Genomic DNA, 23,951 nt, shown 5'->3' with positions numbered 1-23,951 from the left:
AGAGATTGTTTCGTTTTTTGTATATGTGTGTCAATAACTGTCCTGACCCCGGGAGAGTTATTTTTATCTTGCCTGGCAGGTTTCCTGACTTAGCCTGTCCGAAAGCGGCCTTCCCATCCTTCCGGATAGTGGCATAGAGATTGCTTTCTTCTTCAATATGGCTTTACAGTAGCGGGCACTGTTCCGGATTTCCACCGGATTCCCTTTTATATAACTACCGGATGGCAGTTATATCACCTAAGCGGGGCAAAGATATACATTAAATTAGACATGCCAACTATAAATTTAACTTTGCTTTCATTTGGTTTAACACAACAACTCTTTCCCTTGCCGTGTTTCATAATCGATTTTATTAACGCCAAAAAAATAGATATATGGAATGGTTTACCAATTTGCTCCGGCATTATCCGGAGCTTGCCATCTTTCTCACGTTGGCTTTCGGTTTTTGGATCGGTAAATTCAAGATTAAGAAGTTCACGTTAGGAACGGTAACCAGTGTTTTGCTGGTCGGTGTGTTAATCGGGCAATTGCATATCGATATCGGAGGCCCGCTGAAATCGGTGTTTTTTCTGATGTTTTTGTTTGCCGTAGGATATAGTGTCGGTCCGCAATTTTTCCGAGGATTGAAAAAGGAGGGGCTGCCACAGGTGTTGTTTGCCGTCGTGATGTGTCTGTTCTGTCTGCTGGCCCCCTTTGTGCTGGCGAAAATCATGGGCTATTCTGCCGGAGAAGCAGCCGGTTTGTTGGCGGGTTCGCAGACGATATCCGCTGTGCTCGGAGTGGCCGAAGATACGATTAACCAGTTGGGAATACCGGCAGCAGATAAAACGGACATGATCAACGTCATGCCGGTTGCCTATGCCGTCTCTTATATTTTCGGTACGGCCGGTTCCGCCTGGATCATGAGCGATATCGCTCCCCGTCTGTTGGGCGGAATCGAATCGGTCAAGAAAGCCTGTCGCGAGCTGGAAGCCAAAATGGGTTCGGATGACGAAAGCGAGCAACCCGGCTTCATGCCTGCCGCCCGTCCGATCACGTTCCGCGCCTACAAGATCAGCAACGACTGGTTCGGGGCGGGAAAGACCGTGAAGGAGCTGGAAGATTATTTGGAAGGACAAGGGAGACGCCTTTTCGTCGAACGGGTCCGTATCGATGGTGTGATCCGGGACGCGAAGCCCGGCCAGATGCTTCTGGAAGGAAACGAAGTCGTGCTCAGCGGCCGTCGTGAATTTGTGGTCGGAGAGGAAGACTGGATCGGCGACGAAGTCAATGATATCGAGCTGTTGGACTTCCCGGCCGAAACTTTGCCCGTATTGATCTCCCGCAGAAAATATGCAGGCATGACGATCGCCAAATTGCGCAGGTTGCCGGTTATGCACGGTGTCAGCATCAAAAGCATCAAACGTGCCGGCATCAACATCCCGGTTTTGGCTGCCACGACGATCGATCCCGGCGACATACTGGAGCTGGTCGGCACAAAATTGGAGGTGAATGCGGCAGCCAACACATTAGGCTATGCCGACCGCCCGACGAACCAGACAGATATGATTTTCGTCGGTCTCGGAATCTTCCTCGGCGGTGTAGTGGGGGCTTTGGCTATCCATTTAGGAGGTGTCCCCATCAGCCTGAGTACGAGTGGCGGCGCGTTGATCGCCGGATTAGTCTTCGGGTGGTTGCGTTCCAAGCATCCGACTTTCGGACGAATCCCGGAACCTTCCCTTTGGGTGCTGAATAACGTCGGGTTGAACATGTTCATCGCCGTAGTCGGCATTACGGCCGGACCGAGCTTTGTCACCGGGTTGAAGGAGGTCGGCGTCAGCCTTTTCTTTATCGGAGCGTTGGCTACCGCTATCCCGCTGATCGTCGGTGTGCTGTTGGGAAGATATGTCTTTAAGTTCCATCCGGCCATTACGTTGGGCTGTACATCCGGAGCGCGTACGACCACCGCAGCTTTAGGCGCAGTGGAGGACGCCGTTGAGAGCCAGACACCCGCGTTGGGCTACACGGTAACATACGCGGTTGGTAATACGCTGTTGATCATCTGGGGTGTCGTGATCGTCCTCTTGATGACCTGAAAGACCTTGGGAGAAGTTGTTTTTTGTATATACTCATTATAATCAATAAAGTTATATCTCTATGGAACACAAAATCACTCGTGAATACGAAAAGAAAATGTCGGAGATCAGTCCCTTCGAACTGAAAAATATCCTGATAGACCTTGCGGACGAGAGTGCCCGCAAGAGTACGCACATCATGTTGAACGCAGGACGTGGCAATCCGAACTGGATCAGCACCGTACCCCGCGAAGCCTTTTTCCTGCTCGGCCAGTTCGCGTTGGAAGAATGTGCCCGCACTTCCGAATATGCAGGAGAGATGATCGGGCTTGCCGGTATCCCCGAAAAGAAACGTATCGCCTCCCGTTTTACGCAATTCTTAGTGAAACACGCCGGCTCTCCCGGCATGGCGCTGCTGAAGGATACCTACGATTACCTGGTGAACGAGAAAGGAGTCGATGAGAACGACCTCGTACACGAATGGGCGGAAGGCGTCATCGGAGACCAGTATCCCGTTCCCGACCGCATCCTGAAATATACGGAAGTGCTGGTCGAAGACTACCTGAAGCAGGAATTGTGTGACAACCGTCCGCCCAAAGGAAAGTTCGACCTCTTCGCCACTGAAGGCGGAACAGCCGCGATGTGCTACATATTCGACTCCCTGCAGCAAAATTTCCTTCTTGGCAAAGGCGATAAGGTCGTCCTGTTTGCCCCGGTATTCACCCCTTATATAGAGATACCGGAACAAGCCCGCTACTTATTCGATGTAACCGAAATCCATGCCTGTAAAATGACAAAAGACGGCTACCATACCTGGCAGTACAAGGAAAAAGACCTGGACGTACTGAAAGACCCGTCAGTCAAAGCCGCCTTTATCGTCAATCCGAGCAATCCGCCTTCTTACGGCCTCACAGACGGCCTGATGAAACGTATCGTGGATATCGTGCGCAATGACAATCCGAACCTGATGATCATCACCGATGATGTCTATGCGACTTACGTCCCCCATTTCCGTTCGGTCATGGCCGAATTGCCGGAGAACACCCTCTGCGTCTATTCCTTTTCCAAATATTTCGGAGCGACGGGTTGGCGCCTGGCCGTTGTCGCGCTGCACGAAGATAATATATACGACCGGATGTTGAAGGAGCTACCGGACGGGCAGAAAGAGCAGTTGAACAAACGCTATGGCAGCATTTCGCTCCATCCGGAGGAAATCCGTTTCATCGACCGCATGGTTGCCGACAGCCGTCAGGTTGCCTTGAACCATACCGCCGGGCTTTCGCTGCCGCAACAGACGCAAATGGCGCTTTTTGCCGCTTTTGCACTGCTGGACCGCGAGAATGCCTATAAGACGAAGATGCAACAGATCATACACGACCGTCTTCATACGCTTTGGGAAAGCACCGGTTTCACCTTGTTGGACGATCCGTTGCGTGCCGGCTACTACAGCGAGATAGATATGCTGGTCTGGGCAAAGAAGTTCTACGGGGATGATTTCGTTGCCTACCTGCAGGAAAACTACGAGCCGGTCGATGTCGTGTTCCGCCTGGCACAGGAAACATCGTTAGTGTTGCTCAACGGCGGTGGTTTCGATGCTCCGGAGTGGTCCATCCGCTGTTCTTTGGCTAATCTGAAAAAAGAAGATTACGTCCGTATCGGGAAAGGGATCGCTTCCATCCTGCATAGCTATGCGGACAAGTGGAAAGAATCTGCCGGTATTGCTAACCAATAAAAAAAGATAGATATGGTGTACGACATTGACATGCTGAGAAGCTTTTATTCTAATTTCCCGAAGCGGGTGGATGCAGCCCGCGAACAGGTTGGCCGTCCGTTGACCCTGGCTGAAAAAATATTATATGCACATTTGTATGAAGAATCGAACATCTGTCCTTTCCGCCGTGGTGAAGATTATGTGAATTTCCGTCCTGACCGTGTCGCGATGCAGGATGCGACCGCGCAGATGGCGTTGCTTCAGTTCATGAATGCAGGAAAATCCAAATCGGCCGTTCCTGCCACCGTGCACTGCGATCACCTGATCCAAGCGAATATGGGAGCTAAGACGGATATCGCAACGGCTACGCAGAGCAACAGCGAGGTCTACGATTTCCTAAAATCCGTTTCCGACAAGTACGGTATCGGCTTTTGGAAACCGGGAGCCGGCATTATCCATCAGGTAGTGCTTGAGAACTACGCTTTTCCCGGCGGCATGATGGTCGGTACGGACTCGCATACGCCGAATGCGGGCGGTTTGGGAATGATCGCTATCGGCGTGGGCGGTGCCGACGCCGTGGATGTGATGGCCGGTATGGAATGGGAGTTGAAAATGCCGAAACTGATAGGTGTAAAACTGACTGGTAGCCTGAGCGGATGGACCTCCCCGAAAGACGTGATCCTGAAACTGGCAGGAATCCTCACCGTGAAGGGAGGAACGAATGCCATCATCGAATATTTCGGTCCCGGTGCCGCATCCCTGTCCGCGACAGGCAAAGCAACTATCTGTAACATGGGAGCCGAGGTTGGCGCCACGACTTCCCTTTTCCCGTTCGATCTGAACATGGCCGCTTATTTGCGTGCTACAGGACGCGACGATGTGGCCGAGTGGGCGACAGCCATCTCCGACTGTTTGGAAGCCGATATGGACGTGCGGGCACAGCCGGATTCTTTCTACGACCGTGTGATCGTAATCAATTTGTCCGAACTGGAGCCGCATATCAACGGCCCGTTCACACCGGATGCGGCAACGCCTATTTCCGAATTTGCCGCCAAAGTGAAACAGCACGGCTGGCCTCGTAAGATGGAGGTCGGGCTGATCGGTTCCTGTACGAACTCGTCCTACCAGGATCTGAGCCGTGCCGCTTCGATCGCCCGCCAGGCAGCCGAAGACAAGATACCGGTGGCAGCCTCGCTGATTGTCAATCCCGGCTCCGAGCAAATACGCTATACGGCCGAACGGGACGGTATCCTCGGAGATTTCGAGAAAATCGGCGCGACGATTATGGCCAATGCCTGCGGTCCGTGTATCGGGCAATGGAAACGGCATACCGACGACAATACGCGTAAAAACTCCATCGTCACCTCCTTTAACCGTAATTTCGCCAAACGTGCAGACGGCAACCCGAACACGTATGCCTTTGTCGCTTCCCCGGAACTGACGCTGGCGCTGACCATCGCCGGAGACCTCTGCTTCAACCCACTGACCGATACGCTGAAAACCGCCGACGGACGCGATGTGAAGCTGAAAGAACCGGAAGGCACAGACTTTCCGCCGAAAGGCTTCGACGTGAAAGACAACGGTTATATAGCCCCGACGGGTAAGGACGCCGTTGTGGCGATCGATCCCGGTTCCAACCGCTTGCAGGCCTTGAAGCCTTTCGCTGCCTGGGACGGCAAAGACCTGATCGAAATGCCGCTGTTGCTGAAGGCCGAAGGCAAATGTACGACCGACCATATCTCGATGGCCGGCCCGTGGCTCCGTTTTCGCGGCCATTTGGAGAATATTTCGGACAATATGCTGATGGGAGCCGTGAATGCTTTCAACGGTAAGACAAACTGCGTGCTGAACCAGCTGAACGGCGAGTATGAGGCTGTGTCGGCCGTCGCCAAACAGTATAAGGCAAAGGGAATTTCATCTATCGTCGTAGCGGAAGAGAATTATGGCGAGGGATCGTCCCGCGAACATGCTGCCATGGAACCCCGTTTCCTGAATGTAAAAGTGATCCTTGCCAAGAGTTTCGCCCGCATCCATGAAACGAACCTGAAAAAACAAGGTATGCTTGCCCTCACTTTTGCCGATAAGGATGACTATAAGAAAGTACGCGAAGAAGACAAGATATCGATCGTCGGCCTGAACGGGTTCGCTCCCGGAAAACCGCTGACGGCAATCCTTTACCATGCCGACGGCACGGAAGAATCGTTCGCCGTGAATCATACCTATAATGAGTTGCAGATAAAATGGTTTAAGGCGGGATCAGCATTGAAAAAATGAAGATTATGAATAAAATAACAAAAGAAAACGGGAACCTCCATGTTCCCGATAAAGTAGTGATCCCGTTTATCGAAGGTGACGGGGTCGGTGCGGAGATCACGCCGGTTTGCCGGCGCATTGTTGGTGAAGCGGTCGGCAGGGCGTATGGCGGCCAGCGAGTGATCGAATGGAAGGAAGTATTGGCGGGTGAAAAAGCCTTCAAGCAGACCGGCAGTTGGTTGCCCGACGAGACGATGGAAGCTTTCCGCGAATATATGATCGGGATCAAAGGCCCGCTGACAACGCCTATCGGCGGTGGCATCCGTTCATTGAACGTTGCTCTTAGGCAGACCCTCGACCTCTATGTCTGCCTCCGTCCGGTACGTTGGTTCCGCGGAGTTGTGACACCTATCAAAGAGCCGGAAAAAGTCGATATGTATATCTTCCGCGAGAATACAGAAGATATCTATGCCGGCATCGAATGGCAGCAAGGGACGCCTGAAGCTCGCAAATTCCTCAAATTCATGACGGAAGAGATGGGTGTGACGAAGGTGCGTTTTCCCGAAACTTCCTCCTTCGGCGTGAAACCCGTTTCGATCGAGGGGACAGAACGGCTCGTACGCGCCGCTATCGAATTTGCCCTGGCCAACCACCTGCCCAGCGTCACGTTGGTACATAAGGGAAACATCATGAAATTTACGGAAGGCGGCTTCAAACTGTGGGGATATGCGTTGGCCGAACGCGAATTCCCCGATAAGACTTTTACGTGGCCCCAGTATGAGAAGATCAAAAAGGAAAAAGGAGAGGATGCCGCCGCTACCGCTCTGTTGGATGCCGAAGCTACCGGAAAGGTCGTCATCAAAGATGTGATTGCCGACGCCTTCCTTCAGAACACCCTCCTTGTGCCGGAAGAATATTCGGTGATTGCCACGCTGAATCTCAATGGCGATTATGTCTCCGACCAGTTGGCGGCGATGGTTGGCGGTATCGGTATCGCGCCGGGAGCCAACATCAACTACGACAGCGGCTATGCGATCTTCGAGGCGACACATGGGACGGCACCCAACATTGCCGGCAAGAACATCGTGAATCCCTGCTCGCTTTTGCTTTCCTCCGTCATGATGCTCGAATATATGGGGTGGAACGAGGCCGGAAGGCTGATAACCGCTGCACTCGAACGCGCCTTCTCAGAAGGGAAAGCCACCCGTGACCTCGCCCGCTTCATGCCGGACGGGCAATCTCTCGGCACTAAAGAGTTTGGCGAATATCTCATGGCTGTTCTATAGAAACAGTTCCTATAAGTTGCGACAAGAGAAAAATTGAACCGATTGAAATTTATTACGATGAAAAAGGAATATATCATTTATAAATTGTCCGATGCATCCAAAGAAACATGCAAGATCGACAACGAACTGTTCCCGATGTACAATGTGAAGCGCGGGCTTCGTAACGAAGACGGGACGGGTGTGCTGGTAGGGCTGACGAAAGTCGGTAACGTGGTCGGCTACGAACGCCTGCCTGAAGGCGGCCTGAAAGCGATCCCCGGAAAGCTGTTTTACCGCGGCTACGATGTGGAAGACATCGCACACGGGCTGATCGAGGAAAAACGTTTCGGCTTCGAAGAGGCAGCCTACCTGCTTTTGTCCGGCAAGCTGTCCGACAAAGAAGAATTGGCAGGCTTCAAGGAGCTGATCTGCGACAATATGCCGCTCGAACAGAAGACGAAGATGAACATCCTGGACCTGGAGGGGCAAAACATCATGAACATCCTGGCCCGCAGCGTACTCGAAATGTACACGTTCGATCCGAACCCCGACGATACCTCGCGCGACAACCTGATGCGCCAGTCGATCGAACTGATCTCCCGTTTCCCGACCATCATCGCCTATGCCTACAATATTTACCGGCACAGCCAGCAAGGCCGCTCGTTGCATATCCGCCATCCGCACGAAAACCTTTCGATCGCCGAGAACTTCCTTCACATGCTGAAAAAAGATTTCACCGGCCTGGAAGCCCGTACGCTCGATCTGCTGCTTGTCTTGCAGGCCGAACACGGCGGAGGTAACAACTCCACGTTTACCGTCCGCGTGACCAGCTCGACCGGAACAGACACCTATTCTTCCATTGCCGCCGGTATCGGTTCGCTGAAAGGCCCGCTGCACGGAGGAGCCAATATCCAGGTAGTCGATATGTTCCATCATCTGAAAGAAAACATTGCCGACTGGAAAAACGTGGACGAGATTGACACCTATTTCATGCGGATGCTGAACAAAGAAGCCTATAACAAGACCGGCCTGATCTACGGCATCGGACACGCCGTCTATACGATTTCCGACCCCCGCGCCGTTGTCTTGAAAGAACTGGCACGCGACCTGGCGAAAGAAAAAGGGCGTGAAGAGGAATTTGCTTTCCTCGAATTGCTCGAAGAGCGGGCCATCGAATGTTTCGCCAAACATAAAGGAACGAAGAAACGCGTTTCCTCGAATGTCGATTTCTATTCCGGTTTCGTATATGAAATGATCGGATTGCCGCAGGAAATCTACACGCCTCTGTTCGCCATGGCACGTATCGTCGGGTGGACCGCCCACCGCATCGAAGAGTTGAACTTCGATGGCAAACGTATCATCCGCCCGGCCTATAAGAACGTTCTCGAAGCGCAACCTTACCGGCCTATCGCAGACCGCTGACAACGGCTGGTCCGGCGCAGTCCCGCAACAGCCGCGATTACGGCGACGAGTCCGGCGGCCCATTGCCAGACGAGGAGGGGAGCCTGCTGTTTTTCCGTCTTTTCGGCCGACCGGCTGTCCTCTTCTTGGCGGGCGGCTCCGGCGATGTTCCGCTGCAAGCTGTCCTCGGAGAAAGAACGGCTGCGGCTGTCGTCACGGCTGCGGACGACGGCCGACACATGTTGCCTGCCCGTGCTGTCGGGCGGAGAGAGGCGGACCATTTCCCACCGGCGGACACGCTCGCTCTCCGTCCGGCGTTTGTGGGTCGAGAAGAGGCTGTCCGTGTACAGGCGGACAGATTCCACCTGTCGCCACGTCGATTTTTCCTGTTGTTTCCGCACCGAGCAGGCCGGCAGGAGCGATATCGTCCCTGCCAGCAAGTATCCGGCTGCAAATCGAAGCCCTTTATTCTTTTTCATTCTGTTTCCCGTATTTGTATTTGTAGGTATAGTCGACTCCGAACAACGCACCGGCGAAAGTAGATATTTCGCCGAACCCGACCAACACGGAATTATGTATCTCGCCTGCCGGCGTGCACCAGAACCCCATGAACAGCAGTGTGATCCCCGCCAGCGACAGCGCGATGGCCACAGCCAGCTGGCAGGTGAACGGGTGGTGCATTTTCTTACAATCCCGCATATTCTTCCTCTGCGTTAAAACAAGGACAAGCTTTGCGCGCCCCTAAATCCCGGTGTCCGCATATCCGGCTTGTCGGAAATCTGATTTTCAGAAGTCTCAGCAAGATTTTGAGTGATTCTTTCTGTTCCTCCGTCCGGGTGTCTTCCGGATTGCCGGCAGTGTCCAACCCGCCTTCGTAGCAGATTCCGATGCTGTTGCGGTTGTGTCCCTTCACATGTGCCGGAACCTGTTCGAGGGGGCGCATGGGGGCAATCTGTCCGTTGCGGCGGACATAGTAGTTGTAGCCTGCCCGGACGAACCCGCGTGCCATGTGGTCGCGTTCCAACTGTTCGGGCGTGTAGTCTTGTGTCTCCCTCGTGGCAGAACAATGCAAGACGATCAGATTGATTTTTCTCATGATTTTCAGTTTTTAATTTTCAAGTTTCAATTCTCGGAAGCGAAAGTAGGAGGAAGGCGTGATAAGGAATCGGTATCTGTCGGCGAGTGTCATTGTTTGTCGGTATAAGTCGACGTAAACAGCCGTTCCCGGGTAGGATCCGGGAAGTCGAAGAGAAGGAAAGCTTTACCTGAGGCGGTTGTTATTTGACAATCCAGGTTTCCGGCTCGCCCAGATGGTCGACGAGGATGGTGGTTTGCAGCGGGGTGAATATTTTTTGGCCTTTGCGATAGCCAGCCAACAACAGTTCTTCCCACAATTCTTCGTCACGTCTGATCCAGCGAGCCAACTGCGTGGAAGCTGATTTTGGCTGTATGTTCTTGAAATACAGCATGGCCAATTCTGTATGGCCGTAGATTCTGTCCTTATCCATTTGATTTTTCTTTTAAACGTTTTTGTTCGAGATATTCTTCACGCGTCACGTACTTCCCCGTGTCGGCAGGAGGTGCGGCTTCCTTTTCGAAACGCGCCTGTTCCTCTTTGTAACGGATAAGCTCCGTGTGCCGCTGCTCCGTGAATTGCAGGAGCGAGGAGGTGATGAACAGCGCATCCACCATTCCGTAGAACCGCCCGTAGCGCCCGCATTTGAGACGGTGGAAGAAAAGCAGGATTTCCGAAGCCTTCAGGTTCGGATATTCCGCCAATATCAGAGCCGCCAGGTCCTTCTGTCGTGCGACCGGCATCTTCTCCCTGACCCCCGTGAAGTTGTTGAGGTTCTCGATCTGTATGCAGAGCCAGACGATGGCTGTCTGCCAGCCGTAGCCTTCGGCAATGACCTCCAGCGACGGGGCGGAGCCGAGATAAGCCCGCGCCTCGTTGCGTGCCGTGGCGATCTGCAGGTCGGGAGTGAACAGTTTCAGGAACTGGCCGGCCGGCCCGTAGCGTTTGCACATGTCAGCAACCTTTTGTTGCTTCTTGAGCCATGCGGAGGATTTCTGCCCGCCGGGCTGTTTCCCCATAATCGTTTGATGATTGATTTCCATAAAATCCACCTTTTTTTGTAGTCGTGTTTTTATTTATATTTCCATTTATATTTACAGCGGTTTTTGCGACAGAAACACTGGTTTCCGTTGCAGTAACCTTGTCGACGTCTTCATGAACGCTCGTTTTTGCAGCAGTAACGGTTGTTTCTGCAACATTAACTTCCGTATGAGGCGCAGTAGTCCCGTTCTTGTCGGCCGACAGTGTCCGGGAAGGAGTGAGCAGGTTGATATCCGTGTCGATCCGTACCGCCGTCCGCCGGCTGATCTCTTCGAAACGCTGTTGGATACCGACGGACGAAAGTATCTGCCGGTATTCCATCAATTCGCTGTCGAAGAGTCGGAGTTGCACACAGAATTCGATCACATCTTTCACAAGCGTTTCGTCCTGCCCGGTCGTGAAACCGATGTCGAAACAGAAATCGCTGTCATAGCGGGCATAATATCCGTTCCCGCCGTAGATCTCGCACAAGGTGGCGATATAGATACAGATGCCGTTGCATCCGTATCGTTGCGCAAGGCGTTGTATTTTCCTGTCGGCCATGAAATGGGTGTCCAACGGGAAATAGCCGAGTCCTTTTCTTATGGGTCTTGCCATTTTATTGTTATTGTTTATTTAAGTTATTAAAAACCCGTAGGTTCACTTTCCGGTACATGAAAAAGAGGAGAAAGAATTGATGGATTTAGTAATAGCGTAAACCAAAAATCGAACTCCGGAATTTCCATTAAAGGTTCGACTTCCTGGTTCCAAGCCGGCAAAAGTAGTTGAAAAGTCCTATATTTCAAAGGTTTTTTACCCGTTGATTTCATATACGGCTGTTTTAGAATTATAATCAAGGCACGGAATGATATTATATTCTCGAAATTATTAGTAGCTTTGTTATTGATTTAAAAATTTACCACCGTAAATTTTACGAGCGTAAAATCAAATCCGATTCCTCTTTTCTGACTGAAGGACAGGCTTTGCTGGTACAGGAGTTCGGGAAAAAATACGGCAATTATTTTTCTATCCTGTCAGCAATCGGATCTGTTTCTGCGTTTCTGGTTCCGGTATTTTATCAAGTATCAAAATTATATAGAGATACAGAATTTCGAACGTTTGGCTGATATCGTTAAAAAGGATTATCCGACTTTCTCCGGTTTGTCTTTGGAAATGTATTTCCGTCAGCAAATGATGGAAAGCAAAGAATTCGCAGATATAGGTTCTTAAAGAATATTGTATACTGTGGTTAGCACTCTTTGCAGGAAAAAAACCGCCCGTCAATTTGCAGGAATAAATATTTTTTCAGAATATTGCATAGACTTTATTAAATACTTAATTCTGATAAATAGACAACAATTAATGTAGTTACGGCTATGAAAACAAAATTCTTTATGACAGTTGCCTTTTCTGTAATGGCAATGTCTTCGTTTGCTCAGGTGCAATTACTCTATACAGATTGTAGCGGACGACATGTGATAGAACGAAACAAGAAACTCTATTGGATGGAGGCGGGAGATGAAGATCCTTGCTTTGAGATTCAGAACTACAAGAAAGTAGGAAACCAGGAGACGTTCAGCCTCAAGAGCAAAGAGCTTAACGAATATGGCAAAACGGATATATACAATGTGGTAATGCAGCTTGATGCCAAGACACAAGAACCGATAGAAATCACCCTAAGCAGCAGTACGCATGGAAAACAAAGTGGCAAGGTGAGAACTACATCGGGCAGTAAAAACGAGGATGAACGCTTGAAGGAGTATTTTAACGGGTTAGCCGGAAATCCTGCCCAACCGGAACAGGTTGTAAGCAACGCAGCACCATCTGTCTCGGAACCGGCCTCTGACGACCAGCCGGAAGCTGAGCCCCAAAGCGCTGCCGACAAAGTAAAGAATGCCGCAAAGAGCACTTTAGGAAATGTAAAAGGAGTATTTAAGAAGAAAAAATAATTTTCGCATCTCGACATCATATCACCTTCTGGCAGAGATGCCAAGAATGGTATGATGTCGTTTTTATGTATCCATCAGTCAAAAAGCTCGATTTTTTCAAAAAACTCAGCGCCGGCAGCAAACGAAAGCATTTTCTTGTGTTGTAACCGCCCTACGATTATGGCGGGATGTACATAACAAAGGCGCGTCATCTGGCTCCCGTGTTCGGTTTAAGAATGAGCAAACCGGAGAGTATATAGACATTCATAAACCCCATCCCGGAAGTATAATGAAGGAGTGGATGATGAAAACTGTTTATCAACATTTAAAGAGTAAAGGATATATTAAATAACACGATTATGGATTACTTAGAATACAAAGGATATAAAGGTTCAGTTGAATATAGCAAAGCTGACAATTGTCTTTTTGGTAAGGTGCTTGTCATGAGTAAAGATCTTATTCTTTACGAAGGAAATACCATAGACGAGCTCCGTGCAGACTTTGAAGCTGGCATAGACAGCTATATTGCCGGTTGTGAAGCCGATGCAAGATTATTGTAACCTGAAAAGAGGGACAGATACAAGAGTGCGAAACTACAGCAGAATACAATATCCCCTCTTAGAAGCCTGTATTACTGTATTATGCTGGATAATAGCTGATTATCGAAAAACATGTTTGTTAAAAAATATTACCCTATAGGGAAAATTGAAATATATGGGGTATAAAACCAAAATAAACGCGATAGAGTTTCGATTTGGACCAATGGGTATTTGGGAGAATGATACAATAAGGAAAAATTTCCCCACCGTTTTTCGCCGTCAGCAATTCCGAAACGAACGATTCCGGCGGAGGCGAAGAAGAACGCCCCGGCGAATTGTAGAGGAAACCGTCATACGGAGAGAAGAGTACAAGAAAAGGAGCGCAGGTCACAAAAGAGGCCTGCGCTCTTTGTTTAGATGGAGATTCTTGAAAAGGAGTGTGCGCAATCGACTTATAAGAAACAACTGTATTGTGTTAAATATAATAAATAATCGATAGATTGTAGATAAAAAATTTGTAAATCTATAAATATTTTTATATTTTTGATGAAAATTGATAAAACTAATTGAGGGGCGTTTTTGAATTGTGATCGATTGTAAATATCTGATCTTGTTTTTTACCTTGTATTTTAGTTGTATCCAAATCATAAAAATGAAATCAATTTGCTTGTTAACAACTAATTAATAAATATATCAAAATGAATTATTTTTATATCGTCTTATTATGCTTATTAAGTGGCTCTTGTTCCAATGATGCTATAAATGACTTTGAAACAGTATTTACAAAAGGTCTTATTGCACCTGTTGATTCAATAAGCGGAGTTACGGTCATTCCTTCTTTGGAAGAGTTTTATTTGTTTTTAAATGAAAGAGTAAATCTTGGTTCTTTAAAAAATAACTATTTACTTACATATTCTGAATTAGCTCTAAAAGCAGATATAAACACTGTATCAAAGATCGGATTTATCGATTTTGTAGCATATGAAGGATGTTCTGATTTGAAAATCAATATTTCTGATTTTCAGACAGCAGATAAATTGGGTATCACTGCCCATAAGGACTATTATGTAACTATAGGATTGGCTTATTATTTACTCCAACTTCAAAGTAATCAACGTCCCAATGTGGCTGAATCATTAGAATGCGGTTTGTTATTAGATAATCCGAGAACTGATAATTTTGTAAATGCACGAAGAGGATATGTAGGTCAATATAATACCTATAAATCTACGTTTACAATGAATACAAGCCTTGTGTTCTTTGTTGTCTCTGGTAGTGCTCCCAAAATATGGTTCCCTTGTGCTCCTGATAATCTTAAATGGAATGTTAATATATTGAATATATGATTGCTATGTATAAATATTGTTTGTTTTTGTATATTATCATGATCTTCATTTCTTGTTCGAAAGAAGATGATGAGTATGAAACGCGCAACTGTTGCATAGAAATAAAAGAGGGATCATCTTTTACTTTATGTACTAAATTCGGAAACCCCATAGAAGAATTGTTCTTTGAAGAAAACGTAATTTTGTTTGGAAAGAAAATATATTCTTTAGATAAAAATCAATACTCATATCAAATTGATAATATAAATAAATGTTTCAGAAAAAATAAAACTAAATTTGATGATCTAAATATTACTTTCGTAAATGATAGCATAGAGTGGATTAAAAACAATAGTTCTAAAACGAATTTTTGTTTTGATAATATTGATTATTTTACGATTAATGATTCTATTTGTCATTTTAGATGTTATGGTGAAAAACGGAGTCATTTCTTTCTTTATAGTATGTACGATACAATGATAAGAATAAGTGCGGATATAAATATAAAATCAATCAACAATTAAATTAAAAAAATTATGGACGAAATTATTATTGTTCCTAACGTAAGAAGTCTTTCACAAAGTATGAAAGAAAGTAAAAGCTATTTTTTATGCCCTGTAAATTGTGTTATAACAGGACGTCACCATGTTGGTGATGAAAATGGACAAACGACATATGAGTATTCAACGCTTAAAGCAGTAGATAAAGATGGTAAATCTGTATCTGGAATTATTACTGTTGAAGATGTACAATGGCATACTTCTATTAAAGAATCTTTTGGGAGATTTGAAGCACCGATAAATCGAGTTATTGTCGGGCGAAAACACGATGGTGATGAAAATGGAAAAACACAATATGCAACAGCTTTAGTTAAGTTGAATGGAGAAGGCACTACTGTATTAGACTCAGGTTCTACATTAATATCAAAAGAATCTTCTGGAGAATGGTTCAAGTCTGATGCGACAAGTGTTTTAATTGGTAGATATCATAATCGTGATGAAAATGGATATACATACTATTATACAGGTAAAATTATAATAGTACCAGGAGGTACAATTATATCGCGTACTGTAAAAGGATATACTACAATGGAAAAATTTGGAGAGACTTCTGTTGTTAGTATGTATCCTAAAAATCCCGACCAAACAGGAGGTGAATATGTACAAGGAACAAAAATAGCTAATACGTATAAAGTTACATATGAAATACCCAATATAAACTCTGATCATTTTTATCCGGATGATTCTCCTAAATGTGGATATGGTACTGATCCTGTAGTTGGAGGAGGCTTGTGGAATGTCAAAAGAAACTATTTTGCAGATTATAGTGATAACAAAATGATTTTGACTACTTTTTGTGTACAACTTGATGGTAAAACATGGTATCCTCGTAATCCTCAGGATATAGAATGGAATTTTATGATAGTTGAATAGCATTGGTAAATAAAGGAACGTTTTATTTTGAAGCGAATTTTGAAAATTGGAAACGTTGTAAAATATTTAAATAATGAGCTCGGTATCGTACTGGGCTCATTTTATTTATAATGGAGTCTGATTGTTGTTTTTTGCCTACATCCGCCCATGCATCTCCACAAATGCCGACATAGGGCGACAGATGGCGACAGGACTGTTTTTAGGGGGAGTATCTTTGTCATGTTTTCGAGAACAAAGCATTTCAGAAGTTATTCACGAATTAAAAAATTAAACAGTTATGTCAGTAAAGTATCGTTTGGTGAAGAAGAAGAACATGGGTAAGGATCAGGAAGAGGTTCCTGAAAAGATGTATGCACAGCCGGTTTATATGGAACTGGTCAGTTTCGAATCCCTTTTGGACGAAATCGTGGAGGCGGGTATTCCGACCAACCAGGTGAAAGGGGTGATCGACCGTATGAATTACCTGATTCGCAAACATTTGGCATCCGGTCGGCGCGTGCAGTTCGGGGAGTTTGGAAATTTCCGCTACGGTGTCGGTTCGACCGGGAGTGCGACGGACGAAGAGTTTGATTCGGAGATGATCAAGACTCCGCGCATCGTGTTCAGTCCGGGGTCGTTACTTCGCAAAGCGAGAGAGAATACCCAGTTCGAACGGTTCGCTTTCGTCGTCAGCAATTCCGAAACGAACGATTCCGGCGGAGGTGAAGAAGAACGTCCCGGCGAATTGTAGAGGAACCGTCATACGGAGAGAAGAGGAGAAGAAAAGGGAGGCTGTGTCGTAATTAAGTTTTACGGCATAGCCTCTGTTTTTGTGTTCTGAGAATCGGATTATTTTCAGGCAACCGATTTTTGCGGAATTTTCCAAAATATTTGATCTTCGGACGTATAATCCGAGATACTGACATGACAAAACCCACGCTTGGGAAAGCCTGGGCTTTGTTTTATGTTTGTCAACAGCTTACAAAAAAGAGGCTGCGCCTATTTTGACGCAGCCTCTTCATAATTGCTGTTAAACAATCCGAGCTCAAGCAAACTTAAGCGCAGTTTCATTTATTCGCCGGCTCAAATCAAGGAGAGCTTCTGCAAAACGTTTGCGTTCTTCTTCTGTAAACTGTGCTGGTTTCCCATTTACTTTATAGCCATTCAAACGCTGGTAAAGCCAATTTTTACTTTTACCAAAGTACGTCTTCGCAATATAACTTAAAGAAAGAGCATTTGCCACATCTCCTAATTCTAATGTCAATTTGATATCCTGCAGCTCGTCTTTGATCGCAACTAATCCTTGATGGGTAGCCTTGATAAAAGCAGCTTGTTCGTCTTCCGGCAGAGCTTCTACTTTCCGAGTTCGTTCTTCCTGGAAAGCAGCACGTTCTTCAGGTGACATGCTTTTGAATTTTTCAAAATCCGCCCGCATGTCATCGGTTGGTAAAAACTTTGATAAATCCTTCATATATATACTTTTTGTGCCTCTCCGAAGAGGGGATTTGTTAGTTACTCTTTTAGTTTTTCTTCTATTTCAGCAATCATATCCAAAATATCGTTTATGTGCTGTTCGAATTCCGGATCTCCCTTTATTACCCGATTTCCGCTGTGGAATTCAAAAAGTAACTTGAGATTTTCCTTTTGTTGAATGAGCTCCTCCCGCTCTTCTTTTGTCATAGGCTTAAATTTAAAATTATCACTCGTGTTGTTTGACACCACAAATATAATAATCTTTTGCTTATTATGTAAATAATCTTTAGATTATTTCTAATTATTTTGTTTGTATGGAAGTAATATTAGGTGATGCCTACATGCAGGTTCTGGCTGGATCCAGAAAAGGGAGGCTGTGTCGTAATTAAGTTTTACGGCATAGCCTCTGTTTTTGTGTTCTGAGAATCGGATTATTTTCAGGCGACCGATTTTTGCGGAATTTTCCAAAATATTTGATTCTGCCCGTAACGGGCGAGGAAGGAGTTGAAGAAAGGTATCAGCGTCAGCGTGTCGGTGGGATTGGGGAACAGTGCGAAGTCGGTGCTGTCTTGGTTTTCGGTCGAGATCTGCAGGTTTGTATCGCTTTTCGAGGTAAGGCCAGTCAAGAGGTTTGGGATGGCAGCCTTGATCTCTTCCGCATCCACCTTTTCCGTTTGCGTCAGGATAAGCGTGCCGTCCTTCCCGGCAAGGAATACGCGGGGGATGATGTTGTCGGCAAAGAGGGAATAGGTTTTCCGGTCCGGGTCGGCGAAAAACTCCATGTCGTATTGCTGTTCCCTGAAATAGGCCGCCACCTGCTCTTCTGTTTCGCTGCGGGCGATCAGGAGCACACGGACGGAGGGATCGTTTTTATATACATTATATAAAGCGTATATATCGGGAAAAGCTTTCCGGCAGTCGGAGCAGGTCGTACTGAAAAAAATGATCAGGGCGAATTTGTTTTCCAGGTCCTTTTTCGATACCGTCCCATACGGGTTGGAAATACTGAATTCGGGCAACGGGTTACCTTCCGCCAAAGCAAAGCCATCCGCAGACGGCACATCCTCGCGGATGCAGGCGGCGAGGGATAACAGGCTGATTGTGCAAAACAATAAGTATTTCATGAAGGCAAAGATACGCGTTGCTTGCCATACTTTTGACCTTTTGTATGGCTATTTACATAATATTCCTGTATATTTGTCCCCCGAAAATTCAAATGTCAAAGAACAAAACAGCAGGAAACGGGTTTGGTCTCACAATCTAAAAATATGGTACGCGTGATACGGTTTATGCTGATCGGCACGCTGAATGCGCTGATTACGGTCTTGATTGTCTGGCTGATGATGGACAAGCTCGGTTGTAACTACATCGCTACCAATATCATCGCCTACGTGATTGCGCAGATCAATAATTTCTTTTGGAGCAAATACTGGGTGTTTTCTTCCCGTACCGGCAAGCTCCACCGTGAGGTGCCTCTTTTCCTGATCGCATTCGGGTGTGCCTACTGCGCCCAGTTCCTCGCATTGCTCGTTATGGTGGAAATCTTCAACCTGAACGAATACCTCGCCCAGTTTCTCGGGCTCTTCATCTATGGCGCCGTCAACTATATGATGAACAAGAAAATCACTTTTTTAATTGACAATTGAGAATTGACAATTTCGGTAAGCCGTATTTTTTTAATTGTCAATAGTCAATTGTCCATTGTTCCTAAACTCTGACGGCGTCATGCCCTCTTTTTTCTTGAAGAAGGTGGAGAACTGTCCGGCATTCTCGAACTTGAGGCTGTAGGCGATTTCCGAGATGTTCATGCTGCTGCTGGTGAGCAGTTCCTTTGCCTTCAGTAGTTTCTGTTGCAATTGGTACTGGGCGGGCGACACGCCTGTATATTCTTTGAACATGCGGCGGAACCAAGAGTAGCCGAGCCCCAGGCGGGAAGCTATCTCCTCCGGTGTCAGCGGGTTTTCCACCTGCTCTTTCATCAGGATGCGTGCTTCGTTGATCTTGTCCACAACGTAGGCATTCGTAAAGGAGTTGTTCCTTCTTTTATAATAGACCGTGCCCAGTATATGGAGGACGATGCTCGAAATCATCTCCTGGTAGCCCGTTTTTTCCTGCGAGGCGAATTTCAGGATGTCCTCATACAGCCCGACGATCGTCGCGCTGAGCCCTATGTGCTGCAACGGCTCTTCGCGGGTAAAGAAGCGTTTCTCCACACGTTTGTCGATGTGGATACCGCGAAAACCGACCCAGTATTCGTCCCACCCCGTCTCGCTGTCGGGATAGTAGCTGTGCCATTCTCCCGGAAAAAGCAGGATCATCGTGCCTGCGTTTATCTTTTGCATCTTGCAGGATTGTGAAGAAAAATAGCCGCTTCCCTTTGTGATGTAGACCAGTTGGTACTCGTTCAGGATTCGTCCGGTCTGCGGCTTGAAGCTGTAATTGTCTGGATGTTTCGAAAGAGGATAGTTCCCTTTCGGGGGAATGAACTGGTAGCCGACGGTCGTGACGACGATTCCCCATTCTTCGTCTGTCGCACTTATCGTCAGGTATCTCGATTGATCGTTTAGTTGTTTCTCCATCTCCTCTGTCAGATTTGAAAGGTTTAAAATCATTTTCAAAAGCAAAGATAGTAATTTACCGTTTACTTTTGCAATTGTAAAACAAACAACTTTGTTGTACCATGAAGAAATATAACTTTTTAGCTTTTGACATAGGAGCGACCAGCGGACGTGCCGTGCTTGGCACTTTGGTCGGTGACAAATTTGAAATGCAGGAACTCCACCGCTTCCCGAATGCGATCATGGAGTTGCATGGGAAATATTACTGGAACATCTATCAATTGTATGATGCCTTGAAAGAAAGCCTCACGATTTGTGCACGCCGGAACGTGGTCCCGGACTCTGTCGGGATCGATACCTGGGGAGTCGATTTCGGATATCTGGCGAAAGACGGCACGCTGTTGGGGCTGCCGCGTGCGTATCGCGATCCTTACACGGAAGGAGCTCCGGAAGAATATTTCCGGCGGATTCCTCGTTCGGAAGTCTACCGGCTCACCGGCATACAGATCATGAACTTCAATAGTGTTTTCCAGTTGTTCAGAGCTAAGCAGGAAGGCTTCGGGCCGCTGGAGGCCGCCGAAGAGATACTCTTCATGCCCGACCTGCTTTCTTACCTGTTGACGGGCAAAAAGGTATGCGAATATACGGATGCTTCCACTTCCGGGTTGCTGAATCCGGTGACGAAGAAATTCGAGGCTTCCTTGTTGGAAGCGGCCGGTGTGGCCCCGTCCATCATGCGCCCGGTCGTAATGCCGGGGACGGTGGTAGGAGAGCTGACCGATGCGCTTGCGCGGGAAACGGGGATCGGCAAAGTGCCGGTCATCGCGGTTGCCGGCCATGATACGGCTTCGGCCGTCGCCGCCGTTCCGGCTGCAGACCGGGAATTTGCCTATCTTAGCAGCGGCACATGGAGCCTTATGGGGATCGAGACGGAAGAACCGATTATCTCGGAAGAATCTTTCAGGCATAACTTCACGAACGAGGGCGGTATAGACGGGACGACCCGTTTCCTGAAAAATATCACGGGGATGTGGCTGCTCGAACAGTGCCGGAAAGAGTGGGAGAAGGCCGGACGCGATTATTCCTATCCGGCGATAGTCAAGATGGCGGAACGGGCGACGCCTTTCCGTTGTTTCGTGAACCCCGACGATCCGCGTTTCGCCAACCCGCCGAGCATGACGGAGGCGATCAGGAACTATTGCCGCGAGACGGGGCAGCAGGAACCTGTGGAGGATGACGAATTTATCCGTTGTATCTTTGAAAGCCTGGCATTCCGCTACAGGGAGGTACTGGCGCTGTTATCCGAAATAGCTCCTTTCCAGATTCGCAAATTGCACGTGATCGGGGGAGGATCGATGAATAATCTTCTCAATCAGTTTACGGCAAATGTAATAAACATGCCGGTTGTGGCAGGACCTTCCGAGGCAACGGCAATCGGCAACTGTATGGTGCAGGCGAGGGCGGCAGGATTAGTGGCCGACCGTTGGGAGATGCGCCGTTTGATCAACTCTTTCCTATCGCCGGCTGTCTTCCTCCCGGAAGGCGGTGGCGAATGGGAAGAGGCTTTTAAGAAATATCAATCTGTAACCTCAAAAAAATAAGACCATGACAAAAGAAAACATTATCAGACAAGCGTATGAGGCAGCTGTTGAACGCTATGCAGCTGTCGGAGTGGATGTGAAGGAAGCAATGGACAAATTGCAGAAGATTTCTCTCTCCATGCATTGTTGGCAGGCGGACGACGTGAGCGGCTTCGAGAACCAGGGCGGTTCGCTGACGGGCGGGATCCAGGTGACAGGCAACTATCCGGGACGTGCCCGCACGATCGACGAAGTTCGTGCCGATGTCCTGAAGGCGGCTTCGATGATCGCCGGCAAACACCGCTTGAACCTGCATGAAATATATGGCGACTTCCAGGGCAAAAAGGTCGATCGCGACGAAGTGGAACCCGTTCACTTCGAAAGCTGGATGCAGTGGGCGAAAGAGAACGGGATGAAGCTGGATTTCAACAGCACGTCTTTCTCGCATCCGAAAAGCGGCAATCTGACGTTGGCTAATCCCGACGATGCGATCCGTAATTTCTGGATCGAACATACGAAACGTTGCCGCTGGATCAGCGAAGAGATGGGGAAATATCAGGATGATCCCTGTATCATGAACCTCTGGATTCACGACGGCAGCAAGGAAGTGCCTGCCAGCCGTCTCAAATACCGCCAGATACTGGAACAGTCGCTTGACGAGATTTTTGCAACCGAGTATAAGAATATGAAGGACTGTATCGAAGCCAAACTGTTCGGCATTGGCCTGGAAAGTTATACGGTCGGTTCCTACGATTTCTACTTGGGCTACGGTGCGAAGAAGAATAAGATCGTGACGCTCGACACGGGCCATTTCCATCTGACCGAAAGTATCGCCGACAAGGTTTCCGCCCTGCTTCTCTTTACGCCGGAGATCATGTTGCACGTGAGCCGTCCGGTTCGTTGGGACAGCGACCATGTGGTGATCCTGAACGACGACCTGCTCGACCTGGCACGCGAAATCATCCGTTGCAAGGCTTTGGATCGGGTGCATATCGGCCTGGACTATTTCGATGCGACGATCAACCGTATCGGAGCCTACGTGATCGGTTGCCGCGCCACGCAGAAAGCCTTTATGCAAGCCCTTCTCGAACCGTCTGCGACCTTGCAGCAATACGAGGCCGAAGGCAAGTTTTTCCAACGCCTGGCTTTGCAGGAGGAACTGAAGAGCCTTCCGTGGACAGCCGTCTGGGATATGTTCTGCCTGCAAAACGACGTTCCGGTAGGTGAGGATTATATTGCTGAGATAGAAAAATATGAAGCCGAAGTAACAAGCAAACGATAATGGAAATAATCATTGGATTGATCATAATTGCAATTGGCAGCTTCGGGCAGAGCAGTTCCTATGTCCCGATCAATAAAGTCAAGGGTTGGAGTTGGGAAAGCTTCTGGCTGGTGCAGGGCGTTTTTGCCTGGCTCGTCTTTCCGTTCTTGGGAGCGCAACTTGCCGTTCCCGACGGGAGCAGCCTTCCGGAGCTGTGGAGTGCCGGCGGAGCAGCAGGAGCCGTTATCTACGGAATCCTGTGGGGAATCGGCGGCCTGACCTTCGGGTTGAGCATGCGCTATCTGGGGGTTGCGCTCGGCCAGAGCATCGCGCTTGGAACGTGTGCCGGTTTCGGAACGCTTTTCCCGGCCGTATTTGGCGGAACGGACTTGTTTCATGGCGACGGACTGGTCCTGCTGATCGGCGTGTGCATCACGCTTGCCGGTATCGCCGTGATCGGGTATGCCGGAAGTCTTCGTGCCCGTAATATGACCGAAGAGGAAAAGAAAGCGGCCGTAAAGGATTTTGCGTTGACGAAAGGCTTGCTTGTCGCTCTTTTGGCGGGAGTGATGAGTGCCTGTTTCAATCTGGGACTGGAATCCGGCGCTCCGATCCTTGAGAAGGCGAAGCAGTCCGGCGCAAGCGAGTTGTTCGCGCTGAACCCGGTGATCCTGTTGGTGACGATCGGAGGCTTTATCACGAACGCCTCTTATTGCCTCTTCCAGAATGTAAAGAACGGGACGGGGAAAGATTATTTCTCCGTATCGGGCGGTACTTTGCTGAATAATGTCTTATTTTGCGCGTTGGCAGGTGTCTTGTGGTATTCGCAATTCTTCGGGTTGGGAATGGGAAAGAGCTATTTTGCCGATTCTCCGGTGATGTTGGCTTTTTCGTGGAGCATACTGATGTCGCTGAATGTGATCTTCAGCAATGTGTGGGGCATTATCCTGAAAGAGTGGAAAGGGGTGAGCCGGCAGACGATCGTTGTTTTGGTCTGCGGCATGTGTCTCCTGATATTCTCGCTTTTGCTGCCTAATCTGATTTAAGATAATGATCGGACTTGATTAAGTGAAGAACGATTTTGAGTCGGAGGGCG

General features: G+C 48.0%; 25 protein-coding genes, 2 pseudogenes and 1 riboswitch. Of the genes and pseudogenes, 16 read left to right on the top strand and 11 right to left on the bottom strand.

From position 1 onward, the window contains the following. Positions 1-57: 57 nt before the first annotated feature. Positions 58-257: riboswitch (cobalamin riboswitch) on the bottom strand. A 117-nt stretch (positions 258-374) separates the two neighbouring features. The 5 genes from aspT to BQ9893_RS03660 all read left to right on the top strand — a co-directional run bounded on the left by aspT (position 375) and on the right by BQ9893_RS03660 (position 8,705). Continuing rightward, entirely contained in the window at positions 375-2,075 is a 1,701-nt protein-coding gene (aspT, locus tag BQ9893_RS03680) for an aspartate-alanine antiporter (RefSeq protein WP_075964785.1), read from the top strand. A gap of 61 nt (positions 2,076-2,136) precedes the next feature. Then, positions 2,137-3,786 (top strand): bifunctional aspartate transaminase/aspartate 4-decarboxylase, encoded by a 1,650-nt coding sequence (locus BQ9893_RS03675; protein WP_075964784.1) that lies wholly within the window; start codon positions 2,137-2,139, stop codon positions 3,784-3,786. A gap of 12 nt (positions 3,787-3,798) precedes the next feature. After that, entirely contained in the window at positions 3,799-6,039 is a 2,241-nt protein-coding gene (locus tag BQ9893_RS03670) for an aconitate hydratase (RefSeq protein ID WP_075964783.1), read from the top strand. A gap of 5 nt (positions 6,040-6,044) precedes the next feature. Continuing rightward, positions 6,045-7,304: an NADP-dependent isocitrate dehydrogenase gene (gene icd / locus BQ9893_RS03665; RefSeq protein ID WP_075965392.1), complete on the top strand. Its 1,260-nt coding sequence runs from the start codon at positions 6,045-6,047 to the stop codon at positions 7,302-7,304. Between the two features lie 57 nt (positions 7,305-7,361). After that, positions 7,362-8,705 (top strand): citrate/2-methylcitrate synthase, encoded by a 1,344-nt coding sequence (locus BQ9893_RS03660; protein WP_075964782.1) that lies wholly within the window; start codon positions 7,362-7,364, stop codon positions 8,703-8,705. Here BQ9893_RS03660 and BQ9893_RS03655 read toward each other — a convergent pair. From BQ9893_RS03655 to BQ9893_RS03625, 7 genes are all read right to left on the bottom strand, one after another. Continuing rightward, a complete protein-coding gene (locus BQ9893_RS03655) occupies positions 8,681-9,214 on the bottom strand; it encodes a hypothetical protein (RefSeq protein ID WP_244155047.1) in 534 nt (177 codons plus the stop codon). The two genes, BQ9893_RS03660 and BQ9893_RS03655, sit on opposite strands and share 25 nt — an antisense overlap. Continuing rightward, positions 9,150-9,383, bottom strand: coding sequence for a hypothetical protein (locus BQ9893_RS03650; protein ID WP_244155046.1), 234 nt, complete (start codon positions 9,381-9,383; stop codon positions 9,150-9,152). The genes BQ9893_RS03655 and BQ9893_RS03650 overlap by 65 nt, the downstream gene beginning before the upstream one ends. Then, complete coding sequence (locus BQ9893_RS03645; protein WP_075964780.1) at positions 9,370-9,780, bottom strand: N-acetylmuramoyl-L-alanine amidase; 411 nt, start codon at positions 9,778-9,780, stop codon at positions 9,370-9,372. Before BQ9893_RS03645 ends, BQ9893_RS03650 begins: the two co-directional genes overlap by 14 nt. Positions 9,781-9,961: 181 nt before the next feature. Beyond that, the gene (locus BQ9893_RS03640) at positions 9,962-10,192 is read right to left on the bottom strand and encodes a DUF4248 domain-containing protein (RefSeq protein WP_075964779.1); all 231 of its coding nucleotides are present in this window, start codon (positions 10,190-10,192) and stop codon (positions 9,962-9,964) included. After that, complete coding sequence (locus BQ9893_RS03635; protein ID WP_244155045.1) at positions 10,185-10,802, bottom strand: DUF6633 family protein; 618 nt, start codon at positions 10,800-10,802, stop codon at positions 10,185-10,187. The genes BQ9893_RS03640 and BQ9893_RS03635 overlap by 8 nt, the downstream gene beginning before the upstream one ends. After that, positions 10,714-11,397 carry a DUF4373 domain-containing protein gene (locus BQ9893_RS03630; protein ID WP_075964777.1) on the bottom strand — a complete coding sequence of 228 codons (684 nt, stop codon included), beginning with the start codon at positions 11,395-11,397 and terminating at the stop codon, positions 10,714-10,716. Before BQ9893_RS03630 ends, BQ9893_RS03635 begins: the two co-directional genes overlap by 89 nt. Positions 11,398-11,423: 26 nt before the next feature. Beyond that, the gene (locus BQ9893_RS03625; RefSeq protein ID WP_075964776.1) at positions 11,424-11,609 is read right to left on the bottom strand and encodes a hypothetical protein; all 186 of its coding nucleotides are present in this window, start codon (positions 11,607-11,609) and stop codon (positions 11,424-11,426) included. A gap of 114 nt (positions 11,610-11,723) precedes the next feature. On the opposite strand from BQ9893_RS03625, the pseudogene BQ9893_RS22410 reads away from it, so the two are divergent. From BQ9893_RS22410 to BQ9893_RS03585, 7 genes and pseudogenes are all read left to right on the top strand, one after another. Continuing rightward, positions 11,724-12,006 (top strand): annotated as a pseudogene (locus tag BQ9893_RS22410) (ATP-binding protein); the annotation flags it as partial. 149 nt (positions 12,007-12,155) lie between these two features. Then, positions 12,156-12,728, top strand: coding sequence for a hypothetical protein (locus BQ9893_RS03615; protein WP_167369839.1), 573 nt, complete (start codon positions 12,156-12,158; stop codon positions 12,726-12,728). Between the two features lie 338 nt (positions 12,729-13,066). Next, positions 13,067-13,267, top strand: a complete 201-nt coding sequence (locus BQ9893_RS03605; RefSeq protein ID WP_244155044.1) for a hypothetical protein — start codon at positions 13,067-13,069, stop codon at positions 13,265-13,267. A gap of 677 nt (positions 13,268-13,944) precedes the next feature. After that, a complete protein-coding gene (locus tag BQ9893_RS03600) occupies positions 13,945-14,592 on the top strand; it encodes a hypothetical protein (protein WP_075964773.1) in 648 nt (215 codons plus the stop codon). Beyond that, positions 14,589-15,095 (top strand): hypothetical protein, encoded by a 507-nt coding sequence (locus BQ9893_RS03595; RefSeq protein WP_075964772.1) that lies wholly within the window; start codon positions 14,589-14,591, stop codon positions 15,093-15,095. The genes BQ9893_RS03600 and BQ9893_RS03595 overlap by 4 nt, the downstream gene beginning before the upstream one ends. Before the next feature lie 12 nt (positions 15,096-15,107). Beyond that, entirely contained in the window at positions 15,108-16,004 is an 897-nt protein-coding gene (locus BQ9893_RS03590; RefSeq protein ID WP_075964771.1) for a hypothetical protein, read from the top strand. 277 nt (positions 16,005-16,281) lie between these two features. Next, positions 16,282-16,734, top strand: coding sequence for an HU family DNA-binding protein (locus BQ9893_RS03585; RefSeq protein WP_075964770.1), 453 nt, complete (start codon positions 16,282-16,284; stop codon positions 16,732-16,734). A 294-nt stretch (positions 16,735-17,028) separates the two neighbouring features. On the opposite strand, the gene BQ9893_RS03580 is transcribed toward BQ9893_RS03585, so the two are convergent. The 3 genes and pseudogenes from BQ9893_RS03580 to BQ9893_RS03575 form a co-directional block, all read right to left on the bottom strand. Next, on the bottom strand, positions 17,029-17,454 hold the full coding sequence (locus BQ9893_RS03580) for a DUF5053 domain-containing protein (RefSeq protein WP_075964769.1): 426 nt from the start codon (positions 17,452-17,454) through the stop codon (positions 17,029-17,031). A 41-nt stretch (positions 17,455-17,495) separates the two neighbouring features. Continuing rightward, complete coding sequence (locus BQ9893_RS21590; RefSeq protein ID WP_167369838.1) at positions 17,496-17,663, bottom strand: hypothetical protein; 168 nt, start codon at positions 17,661-17,663, stop codon at positions 17,496-17,498. A 506-nt stretch (positions 17,664-18,169) separates the two neighbouring features. Then, positions 18,170-18,580: pseudogene (locus BQ9893_RS03575) on the bottom strand (TlpA family protein disulfide reductase); the annotation flags it as partial. Positions 18,581-18,724: 144 nt separating this feature from the next. Between BQ9893_RS03575 and BQ9893_RS03570 the strand changes: the two are divergent. Beyond that, the gene (locus BQ9893_RS03570; protein ID WP_075964768.1) at positions 18,725-19,102 is read left to right on the top strand and encodes a GtrA family protein; all 378 of its coding nucleotides are present in this window, start codon (positions 18,725-18,727) and stop codon (positions 19,100-19,102) included. Between the two features lie 30 nt (positions 19,103-19,132). Here the strand turns inward: BQ9893_RS03570 and BQ9893_RS03565 are convergent, their stop codons facing one another. Next, positions 19,133-20,035, bottom strand: coding sequence for an AraC family transcriptional regulator (locus tag BQ9893_RS03565; RefSeq protein WP_075965390.1), 903 nt, complete (start codon positions 20,033-20,035; stop codon positions 19,133-19,135). A gap of 101 nt (positions 20,036-20,136) precedes the next feature. On the opposite strand from BQ9893_RS03565, the gene BQ9893_RS03560 reads away from it, so the two are divergent. Genes BQ9893_RS03560 through rhaT form a run of 3 tightly spaced genes read left to right on the top strand, consistent with a single transcriptional unit; the run spans position 20,137 to position 23,901 of the window. Further along, the gene (locus tag BQ9893_RS03560; protein WP_075964767.1) at positions 20,137-21,615 is read left to right on the top strand and encodes a rhamnulokinase; all 1,479 of its coding nucleotides are present in this window, start codon (positions 20,137-20,139) and stop codon (positions 21,613-21,615) included. A gap of 4 nt (positions 21,616-21,619) precedes the next feature. Continuing rightward, on the top strand, positions 21,620-22,876 hold the full coding sequence (locus tag BQ9893_RS03555; protein ID WP_075964766.1) for an L-rhamnose isomerase: 1,257 nt from the start codon (positions 21,620-21,622) through the stop codon (positions 22,874-22,876). Then, positions 22,876-23,901 carry an L-rhamnose/proton symporter RhaT gene (gene rhaT, locus BQ9893_RS03550; RefSeq protein ID WP_075964765.1) on the top strand — a complete coding sequence of 342 codons (1,026 nt, stop codon included), beginning with the start codon at positions 22,876-22,878 and terminating at the stop codon, positions 23,899-23,901. Before BQ9893_RS03555 ends, rhaT begins: the two co-directional genes overlap by 1 nt. Positions 23,902-23,951 lie beyond the last annotated feature (50 nt).

The organism is Parabacteroides massiliensis, from assembly GCF_900155425.1.
GTDB lineage: Bacteria > Bacteroidota > Bacteroidia > Bacteroidales > Tannerellaceae > Parabacteroides > Parabacteroides massiliensis.
This window is presented reverse-complemented; position numbering and strand designations above follow the sequence as displayed.

Bases quoted from the DNA above. Each gene is read 5' to 3' on its own strand.
- aspT (WP_075964785.1), top strand. From the start codon at position 375: ATGGAATGGTTTACCAATTTGCTCCGGCATTATCCGGAGCTTGCCATC.
- BQ9893_RS03675 (WP_075964784.1), top strand. From the start codon at position 2,137: ATGGAACACAAAATCACTCGTGAATACGAAAAGAAAATGTCGGAGATC.
- BQ9893_RS03670 (WP_075964783.1), top strand. From the start codon at position 3,799: ATGGTGTACGACATTGACATGCTGAGAAGCTTTTATTCTAATTTCCCG.
- icd (WP_075965392.1), top strand. From the start codon at position 6,045: ATGAATAAAATAACAAAAGAAAACGGGAACCTCCATGTTCCCGATAAA.
- BQ9893_RS03660 (WP_075964782.1), top strand. From the start codon at position 7,362: ATGAAAAAGGAATATATCATTTATAAATTGTCCGATGCATCCAAAGAA.
- BQ9893_RS03650 (WP_244155046.1), bottom strand. From the start codon at position 9,383: ATGCGGGATTGTAAGAAAATGCACCACCCGTTCACCTGCCAGCTGGCT.
- BQ9893_RS03645 (WP_075964780.1), bottom strand. From the start codon at position 9,780: ATGAGAAAAATCAATCTGATCGTCTTGCATTGTTCTGCCACGAGGGAG.
- BQ9893_RS03640 (WP_075964779.1), bottom strand. From the start codon at position 10,192: ATGGATAAGGACAGAATCTACGGCCATACAGAATTGGCCATGCTGTAT.
- BQ9893_RS03635 (WP_244155045.1), bottom strand. From the start codon at position 10,802: ATGGAAATCAATCATCAAACGATTATGGGGAAACAGCCCGGCGGGCAG.
- BQ9893_RS03630 (WP_075964777.1), bottom strand. From the start codon at position 11,397: ATGGCAAGACCCATAAGAAAAGGACTCGGCTATTTCCCGTTGGACACC.
- BQ9893_RS03625 (WP_075964776.1), bottom strand. From the start codon at position 11,609: ATGAAATCAACGGGTAAAAAACCTTTGAAATATAGGACTTTTCAACTA.
- BQ9893_RS03615 (WP_167369839.1), top strand. From the start codon at position 12,156: ATGAAAACAAAATTCTTTATGACAGTTGCCTTTTCTGTAATGGCAATG.
- BQ9893_RS03605 (WP_244155044.1), top strand. From the start codon at position 13,067: ATGGATTACTTAGAATACAAAGGATATAAAGGTTCAGTTGAATATAGC.
- BQ9893_RS03600 (WP_075964773.1), top strand. From the start codon at position 13,945: ATGAATTATTTTTATATCGTCTTATTATGCTTATTAAGTGGCTCTTGT.
- BQ9893_RS03595 (WP_075964772.1), top strand. From the start codon at position 14,589: ATGATTGCTATGTATAAATATTGTTTGTTTTTGTATATTATCATGATC.
- BQ9893_RS03590 (WP_075964771.1), top strand. From the start codon at position 15,108: ATGGACGAAATTATTATTGTTCCTAACGTAAGAAGTCTTTCACAAAGT.
- BQ9893_RS03585 (WP_075964770.1), top strand. From the start codon at position 16,282: ATGTCAGTAAAGTATCGTTTGGTGAAGAAGAAGAACATGGGTAAGGAT.
- BQ9893_RS03580 (WP_075964769.1), bottom strand. From the start codon at position 17,454: ATGAAGGATTTATCAAAGTTTTTACCAACCGATGACATGCGGGCGGAT.
- BQ9893_RS21590 (WP_167369838.1), bottom strand. From the start codon at position 17,663: ATGACAAAAGAAGAGCGGGAGGAGCTCATTCAACAAAAGGAAAATCTC.
- BQ9893_RS03570 (WP_075964768.1), top strand. From the start codon at position 18,725: ATGGTACGCGTGATACGGTTTATGCTGATCGGCACGCTGAATGCGCTG.
- BQ9893_RS03565 (WP_075965390.1), bottom strand. From the start codon at position 20,035: ATGGAGAAACAACTAAACGATCAATCGAGATACCTGACGATAAGTGCG.
- BQ9893_RS03560 (WP_075964767.1), top strand. From the start codon at position 20,137: ATGAAGAAATATAACTTTTTAGCTTTTGACATAGGAGCGACCAGCGGA.
- BQ9893_RS03555 (WP_075964766.1), top strand. From the start codon at position 21,620: ATGACAAAAGAAAACATTATCAGACAAGCGTATGAGGCAGCTGTTGAA.
- rhaT (WP_075964765.1), top strand. From the start codon at position 22,876: ATGGAAATAATCATTGGATTGATCATAATTGCAATTGGCAGCTTCGGG.